The 21,221-nt window shown below is 41.8% G+C and carries 23 protein-coding genes and 1 riboswitch; of the genes, 18 read left to right on the top strand and 5 right to left on the bottom strand.

The window, feature by feature from the left end:
• Positions 1-28: 28 nt before the first annotated feature.
• Positions 29-1,231, top strand: coding sequence for a SafA/ExsA family spore coat assembly protein (safA, locus tag MHI20_RS06325; RefSeq protein WP_340937229.1), 1,203 nt, complete (start codon positions 29-31; stop codon positions 1,229-1,231).
• A gap of 133 nt (positions 1,232-1,364) precedes the next feature.
• Positions 1,365-1,985 carry a YhcN/YlaJ family sporulation lipoprotein gene (locus MHI20_RS06320; protein WP_017367717.1) on the top strand — a complete coding sequence of 207 codons (621 nt, stop codon included), beginning with the start codon at positions 1,365-1,367 and terminating at the stop codon, positions 1,983-1,985.
• Positions 1,986-2,031: 46 nt separating this feature from the next.
• Here the strand turns inward: MHI20_RS06320 and MHI20_RS06315 are convergent, their stop codons facing one another.
• Complete coding sequence (locus MHI20_RS06315) at positions 2,032-2,664, bottom strand: LysE family transporter (RefSeq protein ID WP_041090919.1); 633 nt, start codon at positions 2,662-2,664, stop codon at positions 2,032-2,034.
• Positions 2,665-2,901: 237 nt separating this feature from the next.
• Positions 2,902-3,011: riboswitch (TPP riboswitch) on the top strand.
• A 126-nt stretch (positions 3,012-3,137) separates the two neighbouring features.
• Between MHI20_RS06315 and thiC the strand changes: the two genes are divergently transcribed.
• A complete protein-coding gene (gene thiC / locus MHI20_RS06310; protein WP_327855088.1) occupies positions 3,138-4,898 on the top strand; it encodes a phosphomethylpyrimidine synthase ThiC in 1,761 nt (586 codons plus the stop codon).
• 31 nt (positions 4,899-4,929) lie between these two features.
• Here thiC and MHI20_RS06305 read toward each other — a convergent pair whose 3' ends face one another.
• Positions 4,930-5,079 (bottom strand): hypothetical protein, encoded by a 150-nt coding sequence (locus MHI20_RS06305; protein WP_017367715.1) that lies wholly within the window; start codon positions 5,077-5,079, stop codon positions 4,930-4,932.
• Between the two features lie 192 nt (positions 5,080-5,271).
• On the opposite strand from MHI20_RS06305, the gene MHI20_RS06300 reads away from it, so the two are divergent.
• Positions 5,272-5,454 carry a hypothetical protein gene (locus MHI20_RS06300; protein WP_008342761.1) on the top strand — a complete coding sequence of 61 codons (183 nt, stop codon included), beginning with the start codon at positions 5,272-5,274 and terminating at the stop codon, positions 5,452-5,454.
• 232 nt (positions 5,455-5,686) lie between these two features.
• Here MHI20_RS06300 and MHI20_RS06295 read toward each other — a convergent pair whose 3' ends face one another.
• Complete coding sequence (locus MHI20_RS06295) at positions 5,687-6,331, bottom strand: protein kinase family protein (RefSeq protein ID WP_340937224.1); 645 nt, start codon at positions 6,329-6,331, stop codon at positions 5,687-5,689.
• Between the two features lie 226 nt (positions 6,332-6,557).
• Between MHI20_RS06295 and MHI20_RS06290 the strand changes: the two genes are divergently transcribed.
• The 7 genes from MHI20_RS06290 to yajC all read left to right on the top strand — a co-directional run bounded on the left by MHI20_RS06290 (position 6,558) and on the right by yajC (position 11,586).
• Positions 6,558-7,070 carry an intercompartmental signaling factor BofC gene (locus tag MHI20_RS06290; protein ID WP_008342756.1) on the top strand — a complete coding sequence of 171 codons (513 nt, stop codon included), beginning with the start codon at positions 6,558-6,560 and terminating at the stop codon, positions 7,068-7,070.
• A gap of 147 nt (positions 7,071-7,217) precedes the next feature.
• Positions 7,218-7,823: a Holliday junction branch migration protein RuvA gene (gene ruvA, locus MHI20_RS06285; protein ID WP_047947106.1), complete on the top strand. Its 606-nt coding sequence runs from the start codon at positions 7,218-7,220 to the stop codon at positions 7,821-7,823.
• Positions 7,824-7,834: 11 nt separating this feature from the next.
• Complete coding sequence (gene ruvB, locus MHI20_RS06280) at positions 7,835-8,839, top strand: Holliday junction branch migration DNA helicase RuvB (protein ID WP_007501501.1); 1,005 nt, start codon at positions 7,835-7,837, stop codon at positions 8,837-8,839.
• A complete protein-coding gene (locus MHI20_RS06275) occupies positions 8,832-9,032 on the top strand; it encodes a DUF2905 domain-containing protein (protein WP_008342752.1) in 201 nt (66 codons plus the stop codon). The genes ruvB and MHI20_RS06275 overlap by 8 nt, the downstream gene beginning before the upstream one ends.
• Positions 9,033-9,066: 34 nt before the next feature.
• Positions 9,067-10,095 carry a tRNA preQ1(34) S-adenosylmethionine ribosyltransferase-isomerase QueA gene (gene queA, locus MHI20_RS06270; protein WP_007501498.1) on the top strand — a complete coding sequence of 343 codons (1,029 nt, stop codon included), beginning with the start codon at positions 9,067-9,069 and terminating at the stop codon, positions 10,093-10,095.
• Positions 10,096-10,126: 31 nt separating this feature from the next.
• The gene (tgt, locus tag MHI20_RS06265) at positions 10,127-11,272 is read left to right on the top strand and encodes a tRNA guanosine(34) transglycosylase Tgt (RefSeq protein WP_008342748.1); all 1,146 of its coding nucleotides are present in this window, start codon (positions 10,127-10,129) and stop codon (positions 11,270-11,272) included.
• Positions 11,273-11,319: 47 nt separating this feature from the next.
• Positions 11,320-11,586 carry a preprotein translocase subunit YajC gene (yajC, locus tag MHI20_RS06260; protein WP_003216659.1) on the top strand — a complete coding sequence of 89 codons (267 nt, stop codon included), beginning with the start codon at positions 11,320-11,322 and terminating at the stop codon, positions 11,584-11,586.
• A gap of 49 nt (positions 11,587-11,635) precedes the next feature.
• On the opposite strand, the gene MHI20_RS06255 is transcribed toward yajC, so the two are convergent.
• Positions 11,636-12,013: a TIGR04086 family membrane protein gene (locus tag MHI20_RS06255; protein ID WP_007501492.1), complete on the bottom strand. Its 378-nt coding sequence runs from the start codon at positions 12,011-12,013 to the stop codon at positions 11,636-11,638.
• A gap of 165 nt (positions 12,014-12,178) precedes the next feature.
• Between MHI20_RS06255 and MHI20_RS06250 the strand changes: the two genes are divergently transcribed.
• On the top strand, positions 12,179-12,841 hold the full coding sequence (locus MHI20_RS06250; protein WP_024718383.1) for a DUF421 domain-containing protein: 663 nt from the start codon (positions 12,179-12,181) through the stop codon (positions 12,839-12,841).
• Between the two features lies 1 nt (position 12,842).
• On the opposite strand, the gene spoVB is transcribed toward MHI20_RS06250, so the two are convergent.
• On the bottom strand, positions 12,843-14,393 hold the full coding sequence (gene spoVB, locus MHI20_RS06245; RefSeq protein ID WP_019743030.1) for a stage V sporulation protein B: 1,551 nt from the start codon (positions 14,391-14,393) through the stop codon (positions 12,843-12,845).
• A 116-nt stretch (positions 14,394-14,509) separates the two neighbouring features.
• Here spoVB and MHI20_RS06240 point away from each other — a divergent pair, with 116 nt between their 5' ends.
• The 6 genes from MHI20_RS06240 (at position 14,510) to MHI20_RS06215 (ending at position 21,172) form a co-directional block, all read left to right on the top strand.
• Positions 14,510-14,806 carry a post-transcriptional regulator gene (locus MHI20_RS06240; protein ID WP_003216788.1) on the top strand — a complete coding sequence of 99 codons (297 nt, stop codon included), beginning with the start codon at positions 14,510-14,512 and terminating at the stop codon, positions 14,804-14,806.
• A 41-nt stretch (positions 14,807-14,847) separates the two neighbouring features.
• Complete coding sequence (secDF, locus tag MHI20_RS06235) at positions 14,848-17,076, top strand: protein translocase subunit SecDF (protein WP_048001809.1); 2,229 nt, start codon at positions 14,848-14,850, stop codon at positions 17,074-17,076.
• A gap of 200 nt (positions 17,077-17,276) precedes the next feature.
• Positions 17,277-17,765, top strand: coding sequence for a cation:proton antiporter regulatory subunit (locus tag MHI20_RS06230; protein ID WP_046344113.1), 489 nt, complete (start codon positions 17,277-17,279; stop codon positions 17,763-17,765).
• Positions 17,766-17,864: 99 nt separating this feature from the next.
• A complete protein-coding gene (locus tag MHI20_RS06225; protein ID WP_025207709.1) occupies positions 17,865-18,221 on the top strand; it encodes a LapA family protein in 357 nt (118 codons plus the stop codon).
• Positions 18,222-18,302: 81 nt separating this feature from the next.
• Positions 18,303-20,636 (top strand): single-stranded-DNA-specific exonuclease RecJ, encoded by a 2,334-nt coding sequence (gene recJ / locus MHI20_RS06220; RefSeq protein ID WP_340937214.1) that lies wholly within the window; start codon positions 18,303-18,305, stop codon positions 20,634-20,636.
• A gap of 23 nt (positions 20,637-20,659) precedes the next feature.
• The gene (locus MHI20_RS06215; RefSeq protein ID WP_008342729.1) at positions 20,660-21,172 is read left to right on the top strand and encodes an adenine phosphoribosyltransferase; all 513 of its coding nucleotides are present in this window, start codon (positions 20,660-20,662) and stop codon (positions 21,170-21,172) included.
• Positions 21,173-21,221: the final 49 nt, after the last annotated feature.

Genomic DNA, 21,221 nt, shown 5'->3' with positions numbered 1-21,221 from the left:
TTCACGTTTTGCATAGGAGGGGAAAACGTTGAAAATTCATATTGTGCAAAAAGGAGACTCCCTTTGGAAAATTTCAAAGAAGTACGGAGTCGACTTTCAAGAATTGAAAAAATTAAATTCGCAGCTCAGTAATCCAGATTTGATCATGCCAGGAATGAAAATCAAAATTCCATCTAGTGGTGTTCCTGTAAAAACCGATCATCACAAAGCAAAAGAAATGCCAAAAGCAAAAGAACACCCGTATGTAAAAGAAAAGCCAAAGGATGTCGTGCAAGTTCAAGATACGAAGCCGAAGGAAAAGCCGAATGAACCGGTACCTTATGTGCCACCAGTACCAAAGATTGAACAGCCAGTTTTTCCACAAGTTGATGTAAACTATTATCAGACGAATCTCTACCAGCCATTCACGCCTCCTCCCAAAAAAGAACATCATGAGAAAAAAGATCACGTTCATGAAAAGAAAGATCATGTTCATGAGAAAAAGGATCATAAAGATCACAAGGACCATTTTCATCATGAAAATAAGGATCATTTCAAAGATGAAGTGGCGAAGGGATATGATCCATTCATTCATATCCCACATCAAAAAGAGGAGGGAAAAGATATGGAACATAGTAATTACCCAAACCTTCCTAATTTCCCGCAAATGCCGAATGTTGGAGGGGCAGCAGTAGGGGGCATGGCTGAAAATAAAGAGCATCACCACCATCATCAAGAGTCATATGATCCTTATTATGGTTATGGTCATTACATGCCAGCAATGTATCCATATCCGCAGCAAATGGTACCCGCTTCTCCTATTTTACCGGGATCAGGCCTTTGTTATCCGGTACAGCCGTATTATCACCATCACATGATGCCGTATCCTTACCCGGCGGCTCAGCCTTATTATCCTGCGTATCAAGCACCGGCTTATTACGGTGAACATCATGAGCATCATGCAAACGATGGGCATCACTGGCACCACCATATGCATCCAAATGCAGGCGCAAATGCAAATGCAAATGCAAATGCCAATCAAGGCTTTTATCCAAACGCTCCAAATGAAGCATATGGCAAGGAAGACTGCGGATGCGATGATGGCATGAAGCATCATCAACCATGGCTTGGACATTATCCAACCCCTGTTCCATATGGTCAAATGGGTGCTTATCCAGCACAGCCTTATATGCAGCAGCCTTATCAAAACCCATCTGTCTTTGCAAGACCAGAAGAAGACGAAGAAGATTAATGACACAAGGGACGATCTCAATCGTTCCTTTTTTTGTTTATAACTGACAGCTTGTTTTTGTCCTCAACTGTACATGCTAAAACAGAGCCTGTTTTGCGCTCATGAGATTCAATTTGTACAGGGGGTTTTTCGTTTGAGACAAAAATGGCAAAAAACAATCGCCTTAGTGCTTCTACCTATTGGATTAACGGCATGTGGTACAAATAACAATGCGGGTGTAGATACACGTCATAATCAATCAGGTCAGCCAGTTGGATACCACTCCAATCAACAGGCAACAGACAACAACCAAGATCATCAAGGACCGGTTTCTGAGCTTATGGAGGGAATGAACGGAAGAAATACAACGAATGTTGATTATCGTTCACGCCCTACACAGGATCAAGTGAGGATGCCGCTTACTGGTGGAGATGGACGTTACAGTCATGGAGATATGAACTATCATAACCAAATGTCGTTCTCTGGCTACGATAAACAAGAGAACATCCAGCGTTCAAGAAAAATCGCCAACCGAGTGAACAAAATGAACCATGTGACAGACTCACAAGTCATGGTGACGGATGAAAATGTGTATATTGCTCTTAAAACAGATGGGCGCTTGACATCAGAGGGTGTATCACAAGTAGAAGAAGCAGCGACTCGTTATGCAGATGGTAGAGCTGTCCAAGTCATTAAAGACGAAGGCGCATTTACACGCTTCAGAGATATGAGAAAAACGCAATTTGAAACAGGTCAGACAGGCATGACCCGATAAGCTGGAATAAAAAAGGCTAAAGTTCATGACGAACTTTAGCCTTTCTTTAAAAATAAACTTTGATCCCGATATAAAATTCATAAAAGAAATAACAGCCAAATCCAAGTAATAAAATACCGGCAATAATGGATGTCCACTTAATCATGGTTCGGTTCATCACTTTTCTTGTTAGGGAAACAATCGTGAGAAGACCGATGTCATGAAGAAGAATCCCTGCCAAAATACCCGTAGCAGCCAATATAAATTCAGATGAATTTGTATTTTTATAAGCATCTGCCAGTACAGCACCAAACACAGATACCCAGAACACAAGGTTTCCAGGGGATACCGCGACGAGCAGCCCATTTCGGTATGTTTTAGCGAATGATTTATTCACTTTTTCTCCTGCTAAATGGATGTCTTGATCCGCATTTTTAATCGAATCGTAGGCAAGAATCATTAAAAAGATGGCACCGATCAGCCAGAGCGGAATTTGGATAAAGGGCAAAGATAAAAATTGAGCAAATCCAGCATATAAAGCCAAGATGAGCAATATATCGATGGTCATACCACCAGCGCCTACAGTTAATCCATGAAAGAATCCGTTTTTTAATCCCTGCTTTGTCATTTCAACCGTGATCGCTCCAACAGGTAGAGCAATTGAGAATCCAACGACGATAAATGTAAGAAATGTTTGCAATCGACTAGAACTTCCTTTGAATCATGTTTGTATAAAAATTCTCCGTTTAGATTAATTATACATAATAGGAGAAAAGGATCAATGATTATTTCTGATTTAATCGAAATGAGAGAGGTAGATCGTGTATAGAAAGATGTATATGTGAAGATCATGTATTCATTGTAGGGGAAAGGAACTATTTTCCTGAAACTTCTTTTTTTCATTTCTCAGCTATGCTACACTGTTGTGGAAATCAATATAAGTGACTAGGGGTGCCCGGAAATGCGGGCTGAGAGAGAAGACAAGCTTCTTAACCCTTTGGACCTGATCTGGCTCGTACCAGCGTGGGGAAGTTGAAGATGATACATGTGCCATATGAATGGCATACATGTTTTTTTCTGACGACGAAACCAGGTTCTTTACATAGAATCTGGTTTTTTGCTGGTGCTGATTCCATCCTGACCGGTCACACGAAAAGAAGGAGAGAACAGCAAATGAATGAAAAGACAAATGTTCCATCAACGCAATCTTTATTATCAAACTTTGAAGGCAGTCGAAAGGTATATGAACAAGGCTCAAGACCTGACATTTTGGTGCCAAAAAGAGAAATTGTGCTCACAAATACAGTGACACAAGCAGGAGATATCCAAAATGAACCGATTCGTGTGTACGATACAAGTGGACCGTATACAGATGAGGAGGCTCATATTGATGTCACAAAGGGATTAAAGCGCCTGAGATCAAAATGGATTAAAGAAAGAGAAGATACTGAAAGCTATGAAGGGCGTCAAGTAAAGCCAGAAGATAATGGATATCGCTTGAATAGGAAAGAATCCTTTCAAGCTGCCCATACAGATTTTCATCATGTGCCGCTCCGCGGGAAACAAGGTGCTTGTGTGACGCAAATGCATTATGCAAAAAAGGGGATCATTACGCCTGAAATGGAGTTTATCGCTTTGAGAGAACAGCTAAGTCCTGAGTTTGTTAGAGAGGAAGTGGCTAGTGGAAGAGCGGTCATTCCAGCGAATATCAACCATCCTGAAAGTGAGCCGATGATCATCGGGAAGAATTTTCACGTGAAAATTAATGCGAATATTGGCAATTCAGCTGTGACGTCGTCCATTGAAGAAGAGGTGGAGAAGATGACATGGGCAATTAGATGGGGGGCAGATACGATGATGGACCTGTCTACAGGAAAGGACATTCATACAACGAGAGAATGGATTATCCGCAATTGCCCAGTCCCAGTAGGAACTGTCCCGATTTATCAGGCACTTGAAAAAGTGAATGGAATCGCAGAAAATTTGACGTGGGAAGTATACCGAGACACATTAATTGAACAGGCAGAGCAAGGGGTTGACTACTTCACCATTCATGCGGGCGTCCTGTTAAGGTATATTCCGCTCACAGTCGACCGGGTCACAGGAATTGTTTCAAGAGGCGGAGCCATTATGGCAAGATGGTGTCTCGCTCATCATCAAGAGAACTTTCTGTATACCCATTTTGAAGAAATTTGTGAAATCATGAAAACGTATGACATTGCCTTTTCGCTTGGGGACGGGCTCAGACCTGGATCCATTGCGGACGCAAATGACGAAGCGCAGTTTGCAGAGCTGGAAACGTTAGGGGAATTGACAGAGATCGCTTGGAAACATGATGTACAGGTCATGATTGAAGGACCTGGTCATGTTCCAATGGATAAAATCAAAGAGAATGTCGATAAGCAGATGGAGATATGCAAAGAGGCACCTTTTTATACGTTAGGTCCTCTAACAACAGATATTGCACCGGGATATGATCATATTACATCCGCGATCGGTGCGGCGATGATTGGCTGGTACGGAACCGCCATGCTGTGCTATGTGACACCAAAAGAGCATTTAGGTCTGCCGAACAAAGAAGATGTAAGAGAAGGCGTCATCGCCTATAAAATTGCCGCACATGCAGCTGATGTAGCAAAAGGACATCCTGCTGCTCAAAAGCGTGATGATGCCTTATCGAAAGCGAGATTTGAATTCAGATGGCGGGATCAATTTCATCTGTCACTTGACCCAGAACGAGCGCTGGCATTCCATGATGAAACATTGCCTGCTGAAGGTGCTAAAACTGCTCATTTTTGTTCCATGTGTGGACCAAAGTTTTGCAGTATGAAAATTTCCCATGACATCCGCAACCAATCAGAAGAAGTGAAAAGAGAGATGGAGAAGAAGGCAAAAGAGTTTATCAATCAAGGCAGCCAAATCTATCAATCCTAAAAAAAACCTCGCACTCCTCTAGTGCGGGGTTTTATAAAACGGCTGAAATGGCTTTTCTTACGAGGTGCAAAAATGCTCTTACTGCAATCGCCATCGTTTCAACACTTGGGATGAGGGCATCTGTTAAATGAAACAGGACTGTTTGTCTCTCTGGAGATGTTCGTTTTTTCTTTTGTTTCATAAAAGTAGCCTCCTTTTCATTCAATATACTTCTTTTGAAGAGTACATAGATAGATATGTTGTGCGAATTTAAACAAAATTTAAACTTCTTGTGTTTAGAAGGAAAGAAGCAGGGGAAACGGATTGAATAGAGAATGAATGAAAAGAGCTGACCGATTTGGTTAGTGAACAAGACAGAGTGGAAGGTGATCTTATGATGAAAGTATTTAAGGTAACATTTCATATGAACAATGGGGAAGTGCTCGATTTCGAGCTGAAACGTCCAGCTACCTATGATGTGTATAAAAAAATTGAGGAAGCCAATCATTGGTTTAAGCTGAATAATGAAATCATTAACCTATTAAATGTGAATAGTATCCATGTAGAAACAGAATAAAACAGAAAGCCGCTCAAAGAGAGCGGCTTTCAGCGTGTAGACAAACCCTCGCATTCTTTGTCAGTCCTGCGTGCCGGTGCTCACGAATGTCAAATTCGCTCCGCGCTGGTACTCGTCCTTCCTAGAATTCAAAGGTTTTCTATCACGCTGAAAAGAAGACAAAGGGCTAAAATAAAGTTCATTTTAGCCCTTTGTCAACAATCTGAAAGCCGCTCTTTTCGAGCGGCTTTCATTATGCAGTAAAATCATTTCGGTTGTTCAGCTGACCTCGAGACAGCCAGTTTTTCTTATACAAATAGGCAATCACTTCAAGCCACAGCCGCGGCGCTTTTTTAGGGAAAAAAGGTTTTTGATAATAGGCGTATGCAGCTTTTAAATCATCCCATTGATGACATGTTTTCGTTTGCGTGAAGCGGGCGACGTCAATGACCCTGACGCGGCCATCCTTTGTTAAAATTAAATTTCGCAGATGAATATCAGAAGGATTTAAACCTTTCGCGCGTGCTTCTTCCAATGCATCATCTACTTGTTCAATCATTTGTTTTTTGATCGGAATTCCTTTTGTCAGGCATTCATAGAAAGTATAACCTTTAATATATTCCATTAAAATATACTGATCCCCAGGCTCATAAATCTCAGGATAATAGGAGGAGCCGGAAAGTTTTTCATAAATTGCAGCCTCTTTGCGGGCGATGTTTCGATAAGAAGGAAAAAAGACTTTTAACGCCATTTTCTTGCCGTCTTTTTTGTATGAAAATACATAGGCACTTCTTCCTTTGCCGCACAGCTCAAGCTCAGCCGGTTTAAAGACGAGCTTATTAAAACGCTTTTCTTCTTGATACTGAATCGATTCGGCTAATCTTTTGACATCTGACATTGACTTCACCTTCTTTGGTTTCAGTTTATGCGGCTGAAAAACGAATGATGAAAAAACCATGTAATTCGGTAGAGCAATGGATTGTATAAAACATAACATTTACGCACGAAGGATACAACGAAAGACTCTCAATATGTGTCAAGACATCGATTTGGTTAATGTGTAGCAAAATGGGTCAAACTACATATGTCATGCATCGATCTTATGTTCTAAAGAGGTGTAAATAGTGAAAGTGAAAATAAAGTATTTCGTTACAGGACTTATCATGACAAGTGTACTCTTTTTCGCTGTTGATATGGAAGCAGCAGAACACTTGCAAAAAGAGTCAAAAACCATCAACGTTCAGCTTGAAAAGGTCTATCTAGACGGCGATGTAAGTATTGAAAGACAGCGGGCATCATTAGAAGACAAAGACACATTTTGGGCCCAGTATAAGGGCTGGACATTGGTAGAACAGCGAGAGGATTTTGCCCTTTTTAGAAAACAAATTGACGATATATCACCTTTGAGTAAAGCAAATGGATATATCGGATTATCAGAAGACGGCGTGATTTCTACGTTTCATGGAAGGCCTGACGGGTGGGCGGAGCCTATTCATCTCTTTTTTCAAATTGATACGTCCCGCTTGGAAAGTCATGTAGAGCAGCAGCTTGCACAAGGCATTCCGTTTCGAACAAAAGATGAATTTGAGCATGTGCTTGAAGTCATGAAACCTTACCGAAATGAACAATCGTTTTAATCGTATGACAGCTTGCTGGTGTGAAGACCGCAAGCTCTTTTTCATGGGTTGACTATGAAAAAAGGCTGAGCGAACGTATGTTAACTTTTATTACGGTTTTCTCTTCGATTTATGTTACAATGGAGAACAGTCAAAGAGGTGAAAACGGTGATAGAGTTTGTAAAAGGGACCATTGATTATGTGTGCCCGCAATATGTTGTCATTGAAAACGGCGGAGTGGGATATCAAGTCTATACCCCAAATCCGTTTATCTATCGAGTAACAAAACAAGAAACGATTTATACGTATCATTACATAAAGGAAGACGCTTTTTCGTTATATGGATTCCAAACACGAGAAGAAAAAGCGTTGTTCACAAAACTGTTAAATGTCACAGGGATTGGACCGAAGGGTGCGCTTGCGATTCTTGCTTCCGGTGACCCTGGCGCTGTCATTTCAGCGATCGAACGAGAGGATGAAGCTTTCCTCATTAAATTCCCGGGTGTTGGCAAAAAAACAGCACGTCAGATCATTCTAGATCTGAAAGGGAAGCTCGCAGATGTGGTGCCTGAAATGATAGGAAACTTATTTAACCACGAGGATCATATTCAGGTTGAAACACAGCAAAGCGCTTTAGATGAAGCGGTTGAAGCTTTAAGTGTCCTTGGGTATGGTGATCGTGAAATCAAAAAGGTTCTTCCTTTATTAAAAGAAGAGAAGAATCTTACAACCGATCAATATGTGAAAAAAGCTTTACAAAAAATGTTGAAATAGGGTGATGTCTCATGGATGAACGGCTCGTCTCAACTGAAGCAGACAACCATGAATCAGCCATTGAGCAAAGTCTGCGTCCACAGACGCTTAGTCAATATATTGGCCAGCAGAAAGTAAAGGATAATCTCAGCGTATTTATTGAAGCTGCCCGAATGAGGCAGGAAACACTGGATCACGTCCTTTTATATGGACCGCCGGGACTTGGGAAAACAACGCTTGCGTCAATCATTGCCAATGAAATGAATGTTCAGCTGCGTACAACGTCTGGACCAGCGATTGAACGCCCTGGCGATTTGGCGGCGATCTTAACATCTCTTGAACCTGGCGATGTTCTGTTTATTGATGAAATTCATCGCTTGCAGCGTTCAATAGAGGAAGTGCTATATCCAGCGATGGAGGACTTTTGTCTAGATATCGTGATTGGAAAAGGAGATACAGCACGCTCTGTGCGGCTTGATTTACCGCCATTTACGCTTGTAGGTGCTACAACCCGTGTTGGGCTATTAACAGCGCCGCTTCGTGATAGGTTTGGGGTTCATGCAAGATTGGAATACTATGAGCAAAGAGATTTGGCTCACATTGTAGCAAGAACAGCCGAGCTGTTTGAGATTGGGATCGACATTCGTTCAGCTGAAGAGATTGCAAGAAGATCTAGAGGCACACCGAGGGTCGCCAATCGTCTGCTCAGAAGAGTAAGAGATTTTGCGCAGGTGCTTGGAAATCATGCGATCACACAAGACATTGCAGAAGATGCTCTTGAGCGTCTGCAAGTTGACAGACTCGGACTTGATCATATCGATCATAAGCTGCTTTTAAGTATGATTGAAAAATTTAGAGGCGGTCCTGTTGGACTTGATACGATCTCAGCGACAATTGGAGAAGAATCACATACGATTGAAGATGTGTACGAACCGTATTTACTGCAAATTGGTTTTCTGCAAAGAACACCAAGAGGGCGGGTCGTCACAAGAGAAGCGTATGAACATTTTCATATGGAGGTTCCGATTCGTGACTGAATTCCCTAAAATGTTGATGATTTTAGGTGGTGTCCTTTTTGCCGCAGGTTTAGTGTTTCAATTGGTTGGGAAACTTCCTGGCGATATTTTCGTGAAAAAAGGGAACGTAACGTTCTTTTTTCCTGTGATTACATGCATTGTCATTAGCATCGTCCTAACCATTTTACTCAATGTCTTCGGACGGATGAAATAACGTTAACTAGTTAACTACAGAATAGGTGAAGGAAATGAAGTTAGAACTATTTGATTTTGATTTACCAGAAAGATTGATTGCACAAGTCCCGCTTGAAAAACGAGATGCATCAAGACTGATGGTCTTAAATAAACAAACAGGTGACATCACACATGATACATTCTCGCAAATCACAGATTACTTTCAAAAGGGTGATTGTCTCGTTTTAAACAATACACGTGTATTGCCTGCACGTCTGTTTGGAACGAAAGAGGATACGGGTGCTAAAGTGGAGCTGCTTCTTTTGAAACAAGAAGAAGGAGACAAATGGGAAACGCTCGTGAAACCAGCAAAACGTGTGAAAAACGGAACAGTCATTACATTTGGTGATGGACGATTAAAAGCGGTATGTACAGAAGAACTGGAACATGGCGGAAGAAAAGTTGAGTTTCAGTATACAGGCATTTTTTATGAAGTACTTGAATCTTTAGGTGAAATGCCGCTGCCTCCGTATATTAAAGAGCAGCTTGACGATCGTGAGCGTTATCAAACCGTTTATTCCAAAGAGGTTGGTTCGGCTGCTGCGCCTACTGCCGGTCTTCACTTTACAAATGAACTGCTGGATGCACTGAAAGCAAAAGGAGTGCATATTGCGTTTATTACGCTCCATGTAGGGCTTGGCACATTTCGACCGGTCAGTGCTGAACGCATTGAAGAACATGAAATGCACGCAGAGTTTTACGAAATGAATGAAGAAACGGCAGAAGAACTTAATCGCGTGCGCAAAGAAGGCGGGCGGATTATTTCAGTCGGAACAACTTCGACAAGAACGCTTGAAACCATTGCAAGTGCTTATGATGGTGAATTCAAAGCGTCAAGCGGCTGGACGTCGATTTTTATTTATCCAGGCTATACATTTAAGGCAATTGATGGCATGATCACGAATTTCCACTTGCCAAAATCGTCTTTAATTATGCTTGTCAGTGCATTAGCTGGACGAGAGCATGTCCTAAAAGCGTACAATGAGGCTGTAAAAGAGGAATACCGATTCTTCAGTTTTGGCGATGCCATGCTGATTCAATAACATCATACAACAAAGACAGGAGGGCTCATTTTTGTCGCAATTACCGATACGTTATGAGTTCATTAAATCATGCAAACAAACAGGTGCACGTCTTGGGCGCGTTCATACACCGCACGGCTCCTTTGAAACACCTGTATTTATGCCAGTTGGTACACTGGCTACAGTGAAAACAATGGCGCCTGAAGAGTTAAAAGCAATGGAAGCAGGCATCATTTTAAGCAATACGTATCATCTATGGCTGCGCCCTGGGCATGACATTGTCAAAGAAGCAGGCGGTCTGCACAAATTTATGAACTGGGATCGAGCGATTCTAACAGATTCAGGCGGTTTCCAAGTGTTTTCTTTAAGTGAATTTAGAAAAATTGAAGAGGAAGGCGTTCACTTCCGTAATCACTTAAATGGAGATAAGTTGTTCCTTTCTCCTGAAAAAGCGATGGAGATTCAAAATGCGCTCGGCTCAGATATTATGATGGCATTTGACGAATGTCCTCCGTACCCAGCAGAGTACGATTATATGAAACGTTCTGTAGAGCGGACAAGCAGATGGGCAGAGCGCTGCTTAACAGCGCACCAGCGTCCAGAGGATCAAGGACTGTTTGGCATTGTACAGGGCGGAGAATACGAAGAGCTTCGTAAACAAAGTGCAAAAGATCTTGTTTCACTTGATTTCCCAGGCTATGCCATTGGAGGTTTATCTGTTGGTGAACCAAAAGACGTGATGAACCGAGTGCTGGAGTTCACAACGCCATTTTTACCGGATGACAAGCCAAGGTACTTAATGGGTGTCGGCTCACCAGATTCATTAATTGACGGTGCGATTCGCGGTGTCGATATGTTTGACTGTGTACTGCCAACGCGAATTGCAAGAAATGGTACGCTCATGACAAGTGAAGGACGCCTTGTTGTGAAAAATGCTAAATATGAGCGTGATTTCAGACCAATCGATGAAAACTGTGACTGCTACACATGTAAAAATTACACACGCGCTTATATTAGACATTTGATCCGTACAAATGAGACGTTCGGAATTCGATTAACAACTTATCATAATCTTCATTTTCTGTTAAAATTAATGGAGCAAGTGAGAGAAGCTATCCGTGAGGATCGTTTAGGTGATTTTAGAGAAGAGTTTTTTGAGCGTTATGGCTTTAACAAGCCGAATGCGAAAAACTTTTAACGCATAAACGAAAAGCTTTACAATGCTTTAGAAAGGGGTGAGATAGAATGGATGGTGGTATGGGTTCAATCATTATGATTGTTGTCATGTTTGCTGTGCTTTACTTCTTGTTAATCCGTCCACAGCAAAAGCAACAAAAAGCTGTGCGTCAGATGCAGCAATCTTTATCAAAAGGCGATAAAATCGTCACAATCGGTGGTTTACACGGTGAAATCGACTACATTGATGAATCAAAAGTGGTCATCAAAACAAGCGAAAACAACCGTTTAACTTTCGACCGACGTGCTATTAGAGAATTAGCTGACAAAGGTTAATCCTCCAATACATAGCGATAAAAAAAGAGCGATATCATTCGCTCTTTTTTTATTTGCCCCGAAGATTAACCCCAATCATTCCCCCTAGCATACAAATTCCCAAAAAGGCTGCATGATAGATGAATTGTTCTGGTGAAAAGGTTTCTCCAAACCCTAAATATTGAAATAAAAAAACAGTGAGTGAAAAGATAAAAGAGGTCATGGCGCCAATGAGCCAGCCCCGTTCCTTTGCTTTCCCTCCAGAAATCATTCCTCCTAGAAAAAGTGCCGCAAAGGACAAGATCATGATCATCCATTTAAACGATGATTCCTGCATACTTGTGAAGGTAAGCATCAGTGATACAAGTAAGCTTGTGACAATCATCACGACAAAAATAGCAATTAAGCCAGATAAAATGCCTTTTCCTATTTGTTTCGTTTCCTGCATGTGATTCGTCTCCTCTCCAATTGACCGAAGCTTGTCTTTTACTAAAATGTATTCACGGAGAAGAAAAAATAGACATGTTTCTCGTGATAAAAACCGAGGCTTTCTTTTCTACATAAATAAAGTGTTTTGACACAAGCTATGGTGGAGAAGGAGGGTTTACATCATATGCAGGACATCTTAATTATCTCCATGAGAACAATCATTTTATATTTTCTCATTTGGTTTATCTTTCGTTTAATGGGCAAAAGGGAGATTGGGGAACTGAGTATTTTAGATCTTGTTATTTTTATGATGATCGCTGAAATTGCGGTGCTCGCCATAGAAGAAGTAGAGGATCACATGTTACATACAGTATGGCCGATCCTGCTGTTAACCTTCATTCAAATCACCCTTGCCTATTTGTCATTAAAATTTCAAGGTGTCCGGCGTTTTCTCGACGGTAAGCCGGCCCTGCTCATCATCAACGGAAAAATAGACGAGGGTGCGATGAGAAAACAGCGATACAATTTTGATGATTTGCTGATTCAATTAAGAGAAAATAACATCGATAGTATCCAGGATGTCTCATATGCCATCTTGGAGCCTTCAGGAAAGCTCGCCGTTGTTGAAAAAGAAAACAAGCGCAAACATGCAGCGCTTGAGCTCCCGCTTATTGCAGACGGTGTGGTTCAGCATGATCATCTCAAGCAGATCAACCATGATGAACAGTGGCTGATAAAGGAGCTTGCCAAAAGAGGCTATCATGATATCGAGCAAATCTCTTACTGCAGCTTTAATCAGAAGAATTTTTATATTGATTTGAAAGATGAAATTATAAAGAAAAGATGAGCTACAGCAGCTTCCCAATAAACGGGATGCGGCGCAGCTCTTCTCGTTTCACTAGCCCAAGACAGATTAATAGAATGACATACAGCACGCACGTCAAAAAGATCATCATGACAAGCTCTAAAGGTGCGGAAAAGAGTCCGCTCGCTTGATGTTTCATCCATAAGCTGACTGCCCCAGTGCCGATGATCACAAGGACGCAAAGTCCATATTCTTTTAATGGTAAATGAATAGGCAGCACTTTACCGACAGTTGCCGCATGGAGCAACGTGACAAGAACGATGCCAATGAGGATCGCAAGCGCTGCGCCCATAATGCCAAAGCTTGGCTGTGAAGCAAGAACAAAGATCATGCCTGTTTTCACAACAGCTCCTATCAAACTGTTGGTCATCGCTGCCCCCGCTAAATTTAATGCTTGAAGGACAGCCTGCAGCGGCCCTTGAAAGTAATAGAGCAAAAAGAAGGGCGCCATGAATTTTACATAGACAGCGGCATGAGATGAACCATACATGAAGAGGGTTAAATTTTCTGCATACACGAAAAGGATAATACATGAAATGCCCCCGCTTAATAAACAAAGGCGCATCGCCTGCTTGAGCCGGTATTCGACCGTTTTGCGTTTGTTCTGTTCCATCCCCTCACTAATCGCTGGAACTAGTGCGGTGGAGAGAGAATACGTGATAAAACTAGGAAGTGTCAAAAGGGTGAGCGCAAGTCCCGTCAATTCTCCATACTGCCTTGTTGCTTCCACAGCTGCATAACCGGCAATCGCAAGGCTTTGCGCGACTACAATCGGTTCTAAAAACCAAGAGATATTGCCGATGAAACGGCTGCCTGTCGTTGGCAGGGCAATACTCATGAGCTGCTTAAACGTATCCTTCCCATCATGAATTGCCTTGAAAAAACGTTTTCGGATACGGATGGTCTTTTTATAACGAAAGGCAATCAGTAAGTAAGCAAGTGAAATCATTTCGCCGATGACAGATGAAATCATAGCGCCTGCCGCTGCGTATTCAATTCCATAAGGCAGGAACGCTGTTGTACATACTGCCACGAGTGAAATTCTTGCGACCTGTTCTAGTACTTGCGACATCGCAAGCGGGCTCATTTGTTGTCTTCCTTGGAAATAGCCCCTTAACACACTAGAGATCGCAATAACGGGTACGACGGGTGTAATGGCAAGCAGAGGATAGACCGTTCTAGGATCTGTCAGCATATTTTCCGCCATAATAGGGGCAAACCATAAAAAGAGCGGCGTGAAAATCAGGCTGAGTGTTCCTGTTATCGCAAGGGACATCACTAGAATGCGTTTTGTTTTCTGTTTGTCACCACGGGCTTCTGCTTCTGCGACTAGCTTACTAATAGCAACAGGAAGTCCGAATTGTGTCAGCGTCACGGCGAGAAAAAAGGTAGGCGCTGCCATCATATAAAGCCCTACGCCTTCTTCACCAATGAACCTTGCAATCACAATTCGATTGACAAAACCCAATATTCTTGTAATAAAACCTGCTAAAATTAAAATAATCGTCCCTTTTAAAAACGTTTGCTTCGTCAAATCACAGATCACCTGCCTTCTCAAACGACATAGAATCATATACAATAAGATATGCGTGTATATCGTCCAAGCATGACAAGTCTCTCGATAAAAAACTGAAAAGGGGGAGCCTCACAATGACACAACATCCGGCTGCTATATACAAAGACCATCTAAAGCCTTTTCTGTTCAGTAAGCTTGAAGAATTCATCGTTTTGGGCTATAAAGATGTAGATTTAGAGGAATTATGGTCATACTTAGAGAATAAGAAGTGGAAGAAAAAACAAGAGTATCCGATTCATGAAATGGTTGCAGATATTTTATCTGTGAAAATTGGCGAATTTATGAACTATGCAACCGTTCAGTCGTTTAAAACGTCTGCTTTTTTGGACAGTGAAGATGGCAAGAATATGCTGGATGAACTGTTGAAATAAGCCATCTAAATGGATTCAGGTGTTTAAGGAGGAAATACATAATGAAAAAAGGGCGCATACTTGCGTTTTTCTTAGTGGTTCTGTTAATCGGAACTGGTGTGGGCTTATTAACGAAGCCCGTTGCGAAAGATATGACGCTAGGGCTGGACTTACAGGGTGGATTTGAGGTTCTGTATGATGTACACCCAGTGAAAAAAGAAGACAAGATCACAAATGGTGTTCTCGTCAGTACAGTAGAGGCTTTAAACCGAAGAGCCAACGTGCTTGGGGTCAGTGAGCCGAACATTTCGATTGAAGGAAACAACCGTATTCGCGTACAGCTTGCGGGTGTAAAAGATCAAAACAGAGCACGGGAGATTCTATCGACTGAAGCACAGCTTTCCTTCAGAGATACGAATGACAAAGAGCTTCTAAACGGATCTGATCTTGTTGAAAATGGTGCAAAACAAACATTCAATCAAACGAATGAGCCGATCGTGACGGTCAAACTAAAGGATGCGAAAAAGTTTGGTGACGTGACAAAAAAAGTAGCGGCGATGGCACCAAACAATCAGCTTGTCATTTGGCTTGATTATCATAAGGGAGATTCCTTCAAAAAAGAAGTCTCTAAATCAAATCATAAGTATGTATCTGCGCCGAATGTAAACCAAGAAATTAACAGCAGTGACGTACAAATCGAAGGAAACTTTACGGTTCAAGAGGCAAAAGACCTTGCGAGCATTTTAAATGCCGGCGCATTGCCAGTAAAATTAACCGAAAAATATTCAACATCTGTGAGTGCACAGTTTGGTGAGCAAGCACTAAACGAAACAGTCTTCGCAGGAATTGTAGGAATAGCATTTATCTTCTTATTCATGCTGTTTTATTACCGATTACCAGGTCTTGTTGCTGTCATTACACTGTCAGCTTATATCTATATCACACTGCAAGTCTTTGACTGGATGGGGGCGGTCATGACACTGCCTGGAATCGCTGCATTGATTCTTGGGGTAGGGATGGCTGTCGATGCCAACATTATTACGTATGAGCGGATTAAAGAAGAGCTCAAGCTCGGTAAATCTGTCCGTTCTGCTTTCAGATCGGGTAACCGCAGATCGTTTGCCACGATCTTTGATGCAAACTTAACAAGTATTATTGCCGGCGGGGTTCTATTCTTCTTTGGAACAAGCTCTGTCAAAGGGTTTGCAACCATGCTTATCCTATCGATTTTGACAAGCTTTATCACGGCTGTCTTCCTATCAAGATTCCTTCTTGGCTTACTTGTAGAAAGCCGTTATCTCGATCGCAGAAAAGGCTGGTTTGGTGTTCGTCAGAAAGACATCATTGATATTCATGAAACAACTGAAAATACTGAACCGAAAACACCATTTGATAAATGGGATTTCGTCAGCAAACGTAAAGGCTTTATGATTTTCTCAGCAGCCATTACCATTGCTGGAATCATTGTGCTGTCGATCTTCAAGCTCAATGCAGGTATTGACTTTGCAAGTGGTACTAGAGTTGATATTCAAAGTGACCATAAACTGTCAACAGAACAGGTGGAGCAAGATTTTAAAAAGCTAGACCTTGAGACAGACAGTGTTGTGTTATCGGGGCAAAAAGAAAATCAAGCAGCAGCTCGATTTGTCGGTGTTCCGAATAAAGAAAAAATTGCTGAAGTGAAAGATTATTTCAAAGATAAATACGGAACGGAGCCTAACGTAAGTACAGTGTCTCCGACGGTCGGAAAAGAGCTGGCGCGTAACGCATTATACGCTGTCATCATTGCTTCGATCGGGATTATCTTATATGTATCCGTCCGATTTGAGTATAAAATGGCGATTGCAGCGATAATCTCTCTGCTTTACGATGCATTCTTTATCGTTGCCTTCTTTAGTATTACGCGCTTAGAGGTGGATGTCACCTTCATTGCAGCGATACTCACGGTCATTGGGTACTCAATCAATGACACGATTGTCACCTTCGACAGGGTGCGTGAGCAAATGAAGAAACGCAAACCGAAAACGATCGAAGATTTATCGTACATTGTGAATTTAAGTTTACAGCAAACCTTTACGCGTTCTGTGAACACCGTGCTTACCGTACTTGTAGTGGTGATTGCACTTCTCATTTTCGGTTCAGCATCTATTACAAACTTCTCCATTGCCTTACTTGTCGGCCTATTAACAGGGGTGTATTCATCCCTTTACATTGCGGCACAAATTTGGCTGATATGGAAAGGTCGTGAGCTGAAAAAGCCGGCTAAAATCGACACAGAACAAGATATTTAAACAAGAAAGACTGCCAGCTTGGCAGTCTTTTTTTCATGCATCATATTTGTCAACGTCACAACAATAAGATGATATGTAAAAACATTTCGGGTTTCATTGATCTTGAAATGGTCTTTTGCTATAATGACATACGTTTAGATCAGTATAGAAAGCATGTGTCCGTTTGGGGCATTTGGCTTTTATTCATTGGAGGGGCTGTTATGAAGGTTCGGGAAACTGAACTGCCAGGTATCGGTCACAAAGCCGAAATGATCACAAGAAATAATGAGAAGCTTGCCATTATCACACATGATGACGGCAGAAGAGAGATGTATCATTTTCAAGAAGATGATCACGAAGAATGTATTTCTGGTATCTTGCTTAGCGATGAAGAAGCAAGACAAATCTCGGCTATTTTAGGCGGCATGGTCTATAAACCAAAAGCGCTTGAGACAGTGGAGGTGGCCATTGATGAACTCATCATTGAATGGTTTAAGATTGAAAAGAACGCACCGGCTGTTAACCAGACGATCGGAGACCTGAGTGTTCGCCAAAACTATCAAGTAACAGTCATCGCCATTGTGAGAAAATCACATGAGAAAATTTTAAATCCAGGACCAGATACGGTGATTGAAGAAGGAGACACCCTTGTCATCTCTGGAGAAAGAAAAGAATTAAAGAGACTTATTAAAGAAAAACTCAGCAGCTAAGCGCCCATGCTGATAGAAAACCTTCCGCCATGTTCTTTCGGTGTTTAAAAAGGACAAGAAAGAGGGAAGAATAAAAGAAAAAGCTTGGGGGATTTGTAGATGAATAAACAACAATGGACCATCATACTCGCATTTATTTTCGTATTAATTGTCTCAGTATTTGCTGTTATTAACGTGCGGCCTGTACAGGTAGACTACTTATTTGGAACGGCTGAATGGCCGCTGATCCTTGTCATTATCGGTTCTGTTCTGATGGGCGGACTCATTGTGGCTTTTGCGGGGATTTTCCAAATTGTGAAACTGAAACGTGAATTAAAAGCATTAAAAGCTGAACGTGCAGCCACTGTGACTGCCCCTACTGCTTCTCCAAAAAAGGTAGACAAAGACGTTCAAAAGAAAACGAATGTCACACCTTTAAAAGAACAGCCAGCGTCTTTTGACCGGAAGGAAAAATAATCTTCCAGTACAATTTCATAAAATAAAAATTGAAACCCCTCAGTCCACTCTAGTATAATAGTGTGGTTGAGGGGTGAATTTATGTTATTATCCAAAATGCGTTGGGAATATGAACATCCTAGCGAAGAAAAAGTGAAATCACTCTCTGAAAATCTGAATATTTCAGCGCTGACTGCATCACTTCTTGTACAAAGAGGACTCGAAGAAGTAGAAGAAGCGAGGTCTTTTTTATTTGATCAAAAAGCCGAATTTCATGATCCATTCTTATTAAAAGGAATGAAAGAAGCAGTAGAGCGCATCAACAAAGCGATCGAAGAGCAGGAATCGATTGTGATCTTCGGAGATTATGATGCAGATGGTGTGACAAGTACTTCTGTACTTTTACATACACTTAAAGAACGATCTGCGAAGGTAGACTTTTATATTCCAGATCGATTTAAAGAAGGATATGGGCCAAACGAACAGGCTTTCCGATATATCAAAGAGCAAGGAGCATCGCTTGTCATCACTGTGGATACAGGGATCGCTGCTGTAAATGAAGCACGTATTGCAAAAGAAATAGGATTAGACCTGATCATCACAGATCACCATGAACCAAGCGAGGAACTGCCTGAGGCACTTGCGATTGTACATCCTAAGCAGCCTGGGTGTGAGTATCCGTTTAAAGAGCTGGCGGGTGTCGGTGTGGCGTTTAAAGTGGCACATGCACTCCTCGGTAAACTCCCAGTAGAATTATTAGATCTTGCTGCAATCGGTACCATTGCGGATCTTGTCCCGCTGCATGATGAAAATAGATGGGTTGCCAAAAAAGGTCTTATGCAGCTTCGACAGTCTAGACGGCCTGGGTTAAAAGCGTTATTAAAAGAAGCAGGCGCCACTCTTGAAGAAGCAAATGAGGAAACAGTCGGCTTTCAAATTGCGCCAAGGCTGAATGCTGTTGGACGAATTGAGCAGGCAGATCCGGCTGTTCATCTTCTCATGACTGAGGATATGGATGAAGCAGAAGAACTCGCTCGTTTTGTACAAGAATTGAACAAAGAACGGCAGAAAATTGTGAGTACGATCACGGAAGAAGCCATTCAAATGGTCGAAGAGACAGGTGCTGACCAGTCTGCTATCGTCGTAGCAAAAGCTGGCTGGAATCCAGGCGTTGTCGGCATTGTTGCCTCAAAATTGACGGATACATTTTCTCGTCCGGCGATTGTGCTTGGAATAGATGAAGAAACGCAGATGGCGAAAGGGTCAGCCCGAAGTATTCCTGGCTTTGATTTATTTTTCCATTTGAGCAAGTGCCGTGACATCCTGCCGCATTTCGGTGGACACCCGATGGCAGCAGGAATGACACTTCAAGCGGATGATGTTCCTTTACTTAGGGAAAGATTGAATCAATATGCAAATGAAACGTTGACTGAAGAAGATTTTATTCCAATTCAACGGGTCGATGCAGTATGTAAAGTGGACGAAATGACGGTGCAAGCCATTGAAGAAGTGGGGCTGCTGTCCCCGTTTGGCATGCAGAATCCTAAGCCGTTCATTATGATTGAAGACGCCCAGCTTGAAGACATCCGAACGATCGGGGCCAATCAAAATCACATTAAAATGTCACTAAAAGACGAAGACAAGCTGCTCGACTGTGTCGGTTTTCACCAAGGCAAACTAAAAGAAGAACTTGTTCCAGGGAGTCAAATCTCTGTCGTTGGCGAGGTCTCGATTAATGAATGGAATAACCGAAAGAAACCTCAGCTCATGCTAAAAGACGCTAGAGTCGATGAATGGCAGCTGTTTGATTTACGCGGGAAAAAAGATTGGGAAAAGAAAGTATCAACACTTGATCCAGCAAAAACGATGGTCTTCTGTTTTGACGAAGAAACAAAAAAGCAATCGGAGCTGGTGGATATTCCGATTCACCTTATTGATGCAGAAAATGTATCCACGTTTGATGTGCAGGAAAAGTATGTGATCTTTGCCGATGTTCCTGCCGATGAACACTTGCTCAAGCTGCTTTTAGAAAATCAACAACCAGCAAGAATTTATACAGTGTTTCAGCGGAAAGAAGATCACTTTATGTCCTCATTCCCGAGCCGTGATCAATTCAAATGGTTTTATGGGTTCTTGTTCAAACGGGGAAGTTTTCCTATTAAAGAACAAGGCATGGAGCTTGCCAAACATAGAGGTTGGACAAAAGATACAATCATTTTTATGACAAAGGTGTTTTTTGAACTCGGTTTTGTTAAAATAGAGAATGGTGTGCTGTCAATAGTGCGTGATGCCCCTAAAAAAGATTTAACCGCATCATCGTCTTATACAGCAAAACAACGATTGATGGAACTCGATCAAACACTAACATATTCCTCAGCCAAAGAGCTGAAGGAATGGCTGAATAGCATGATGAGCGAAGTCTCACCTGTGCTTTGACGTACGAGGAGGAAAAGGAAAAGATGGATTTAAAACAATATGTGACAGTTGTACCTGACTACCCAAAGGAAGGTGTACAATTTAAAGATATTACAACGTTAATGGATAAAGGCGAAGTGTACCGTTATGCAACGGATCAAATCGTTGAATACGCGAAGGAAAGAGACATTGATCTCATTGTTGGACCTGAAGCGCGTGGATTCATTATTGGCTGCCCTGTAGCATACGCACTTGGTGTAGGTTTTGCCCCAGTTCGTAAAGAAGGAAAGCTTCCTCGTGAAGTCATCAAAGTCGATTACGGTTTGGAATACGGTAAAGATGTATTAACGATTCATAAAGATGCAATTCGTCCTGGTCAGCGTGTACTGATCACAGATGATTTGCTTGCGACAGGTGGAACGATTGAAGCATCCATCAAGCTGGTTGAGGAATTAGGCGGCGTTGTGGCAGGGATTGCATTTTTAATTGAGCTGACGTATCTTGATGGCAGAAAGAAGCTTGACGGTTACGACATCTTGACGTTAATGCAATACTAATGGAGTTTTACGCAAAAAGCACTCAGTAAGAAGGGTGCTTTTTTCCTAT

The organism is Bacillus sp. FSL K6-1106, assembly GCF_038005245.1.
GTDB classification, from domain to species: domain Bacteria; phylum Bacillota; class Bacilli; order Bacillales; family Bacillaceae; genus Bacillus; species Bacillus altitudinis.
The sequence above is the reverse complement of the archived record's forward strand: the minus strand, read 5'-3'. Positions and strand labels throughout refer to the sequence as shown.

Bases quoted from the DNA above. Each gene is read 5' to 3' on its own strand.
- thiC (WP_327855088.1), top strand. From the start codon at position 3,138: ATGAATGAAAAGACAAATGTTCCATCAACGCAATCTTTATTATCAAAC.
- MHI20_RS06305 (WP_017367715.1), bottom strand. From the start codon at position 5,079: ATGAAACAAAAGAAAAAACGAACATCTCCAGAGAGACAAACAGTCCTG.
- MHI20_RS06300 (WP_008342761.1), top strand. From the start codon at position 5,272: ATGATGAAAGTATTTAAGGTAACATTTCATATGAACAATGGGGAAGTG.
- MHI20_RS06295 (WP_340937224.1), bottom strand. From the start codon at position 6,331: ATGTCAGATGTCAAAAGATTAGCCGAATCGATTCAGTATCAAGAAGAA.
- ruvB (WP_007501501.1), top strand. From the start codon at position 7,835: ATGGATGAACGGCTCGTCTCAACTGAAGCAGACAACCATGAATCAGCC.
- queA (WP_007501498.1), top strand. From the start codon at position 9,067: ATGAAGTTAGAACTATTTGATTTTGATTTACCAGAAAGATTGATTGCA.
- yajC (WP_003216659.1), top strand. From the start codon at position 11,320: ATGGATGGTGGTATGGGTTCAATCATTATGATTGTTGTCATGTTTGCT.
- MHI20_RS06255 (WP_007501492.1), bottom strand. From the start codon at position 12,013: ATGCAGGAAACGAAACAAATAGGAAAAGGCATTTTATCTGGCTTAATT.
- MHI20_RS06250 (WP_024718383.1), top strand. From the start codon at position 12,179: ATGCAGGACATCTTAATTATCTCCATGAGAACAATCATTTTATATTTT.
- MHI20_RS06240 (WP_003216788.1), top strand. From the start codon at position 14,510: ATGACACAACATCCGGCTGCTATATACAAAGACCATCTAAAGCCTTTT.
- secDF (WP_048001809.1), top strand. From the start codon at position 14,848: ATGAAAAAAGGGCGCATACTTGCGTTTTTCTTAGTGGTTCTGTTAATC.
- MHI20_RS06230 (WP_046344113.1), top strand. From the start codon at position 17,277: ATGAAGGTTCGGGAAACTGAACTGCCAGGTATCGGTCACAAAGCCGAA.
- MHI20_RS06225 (WP_025207709.1), top strand. From the start codon at position 17,865: ATGAATAAACAACAATGGACCATCATACTCGCATTTATTTTCGTATTA.
- recJ (WP_340937214.1), top strand. From the start codon at position 18,303: ATGTTATTATCCAAAATGCGTTGGGAATATGAACATCCTAGCGAAGAA.
- MHI20_RS06215 (WP_008342729.1), top strand. From the start codon at position 20,660: ATGGATTTAAAACAATATGTGACAGTTGTACCTGACTACCCAAAGGAA.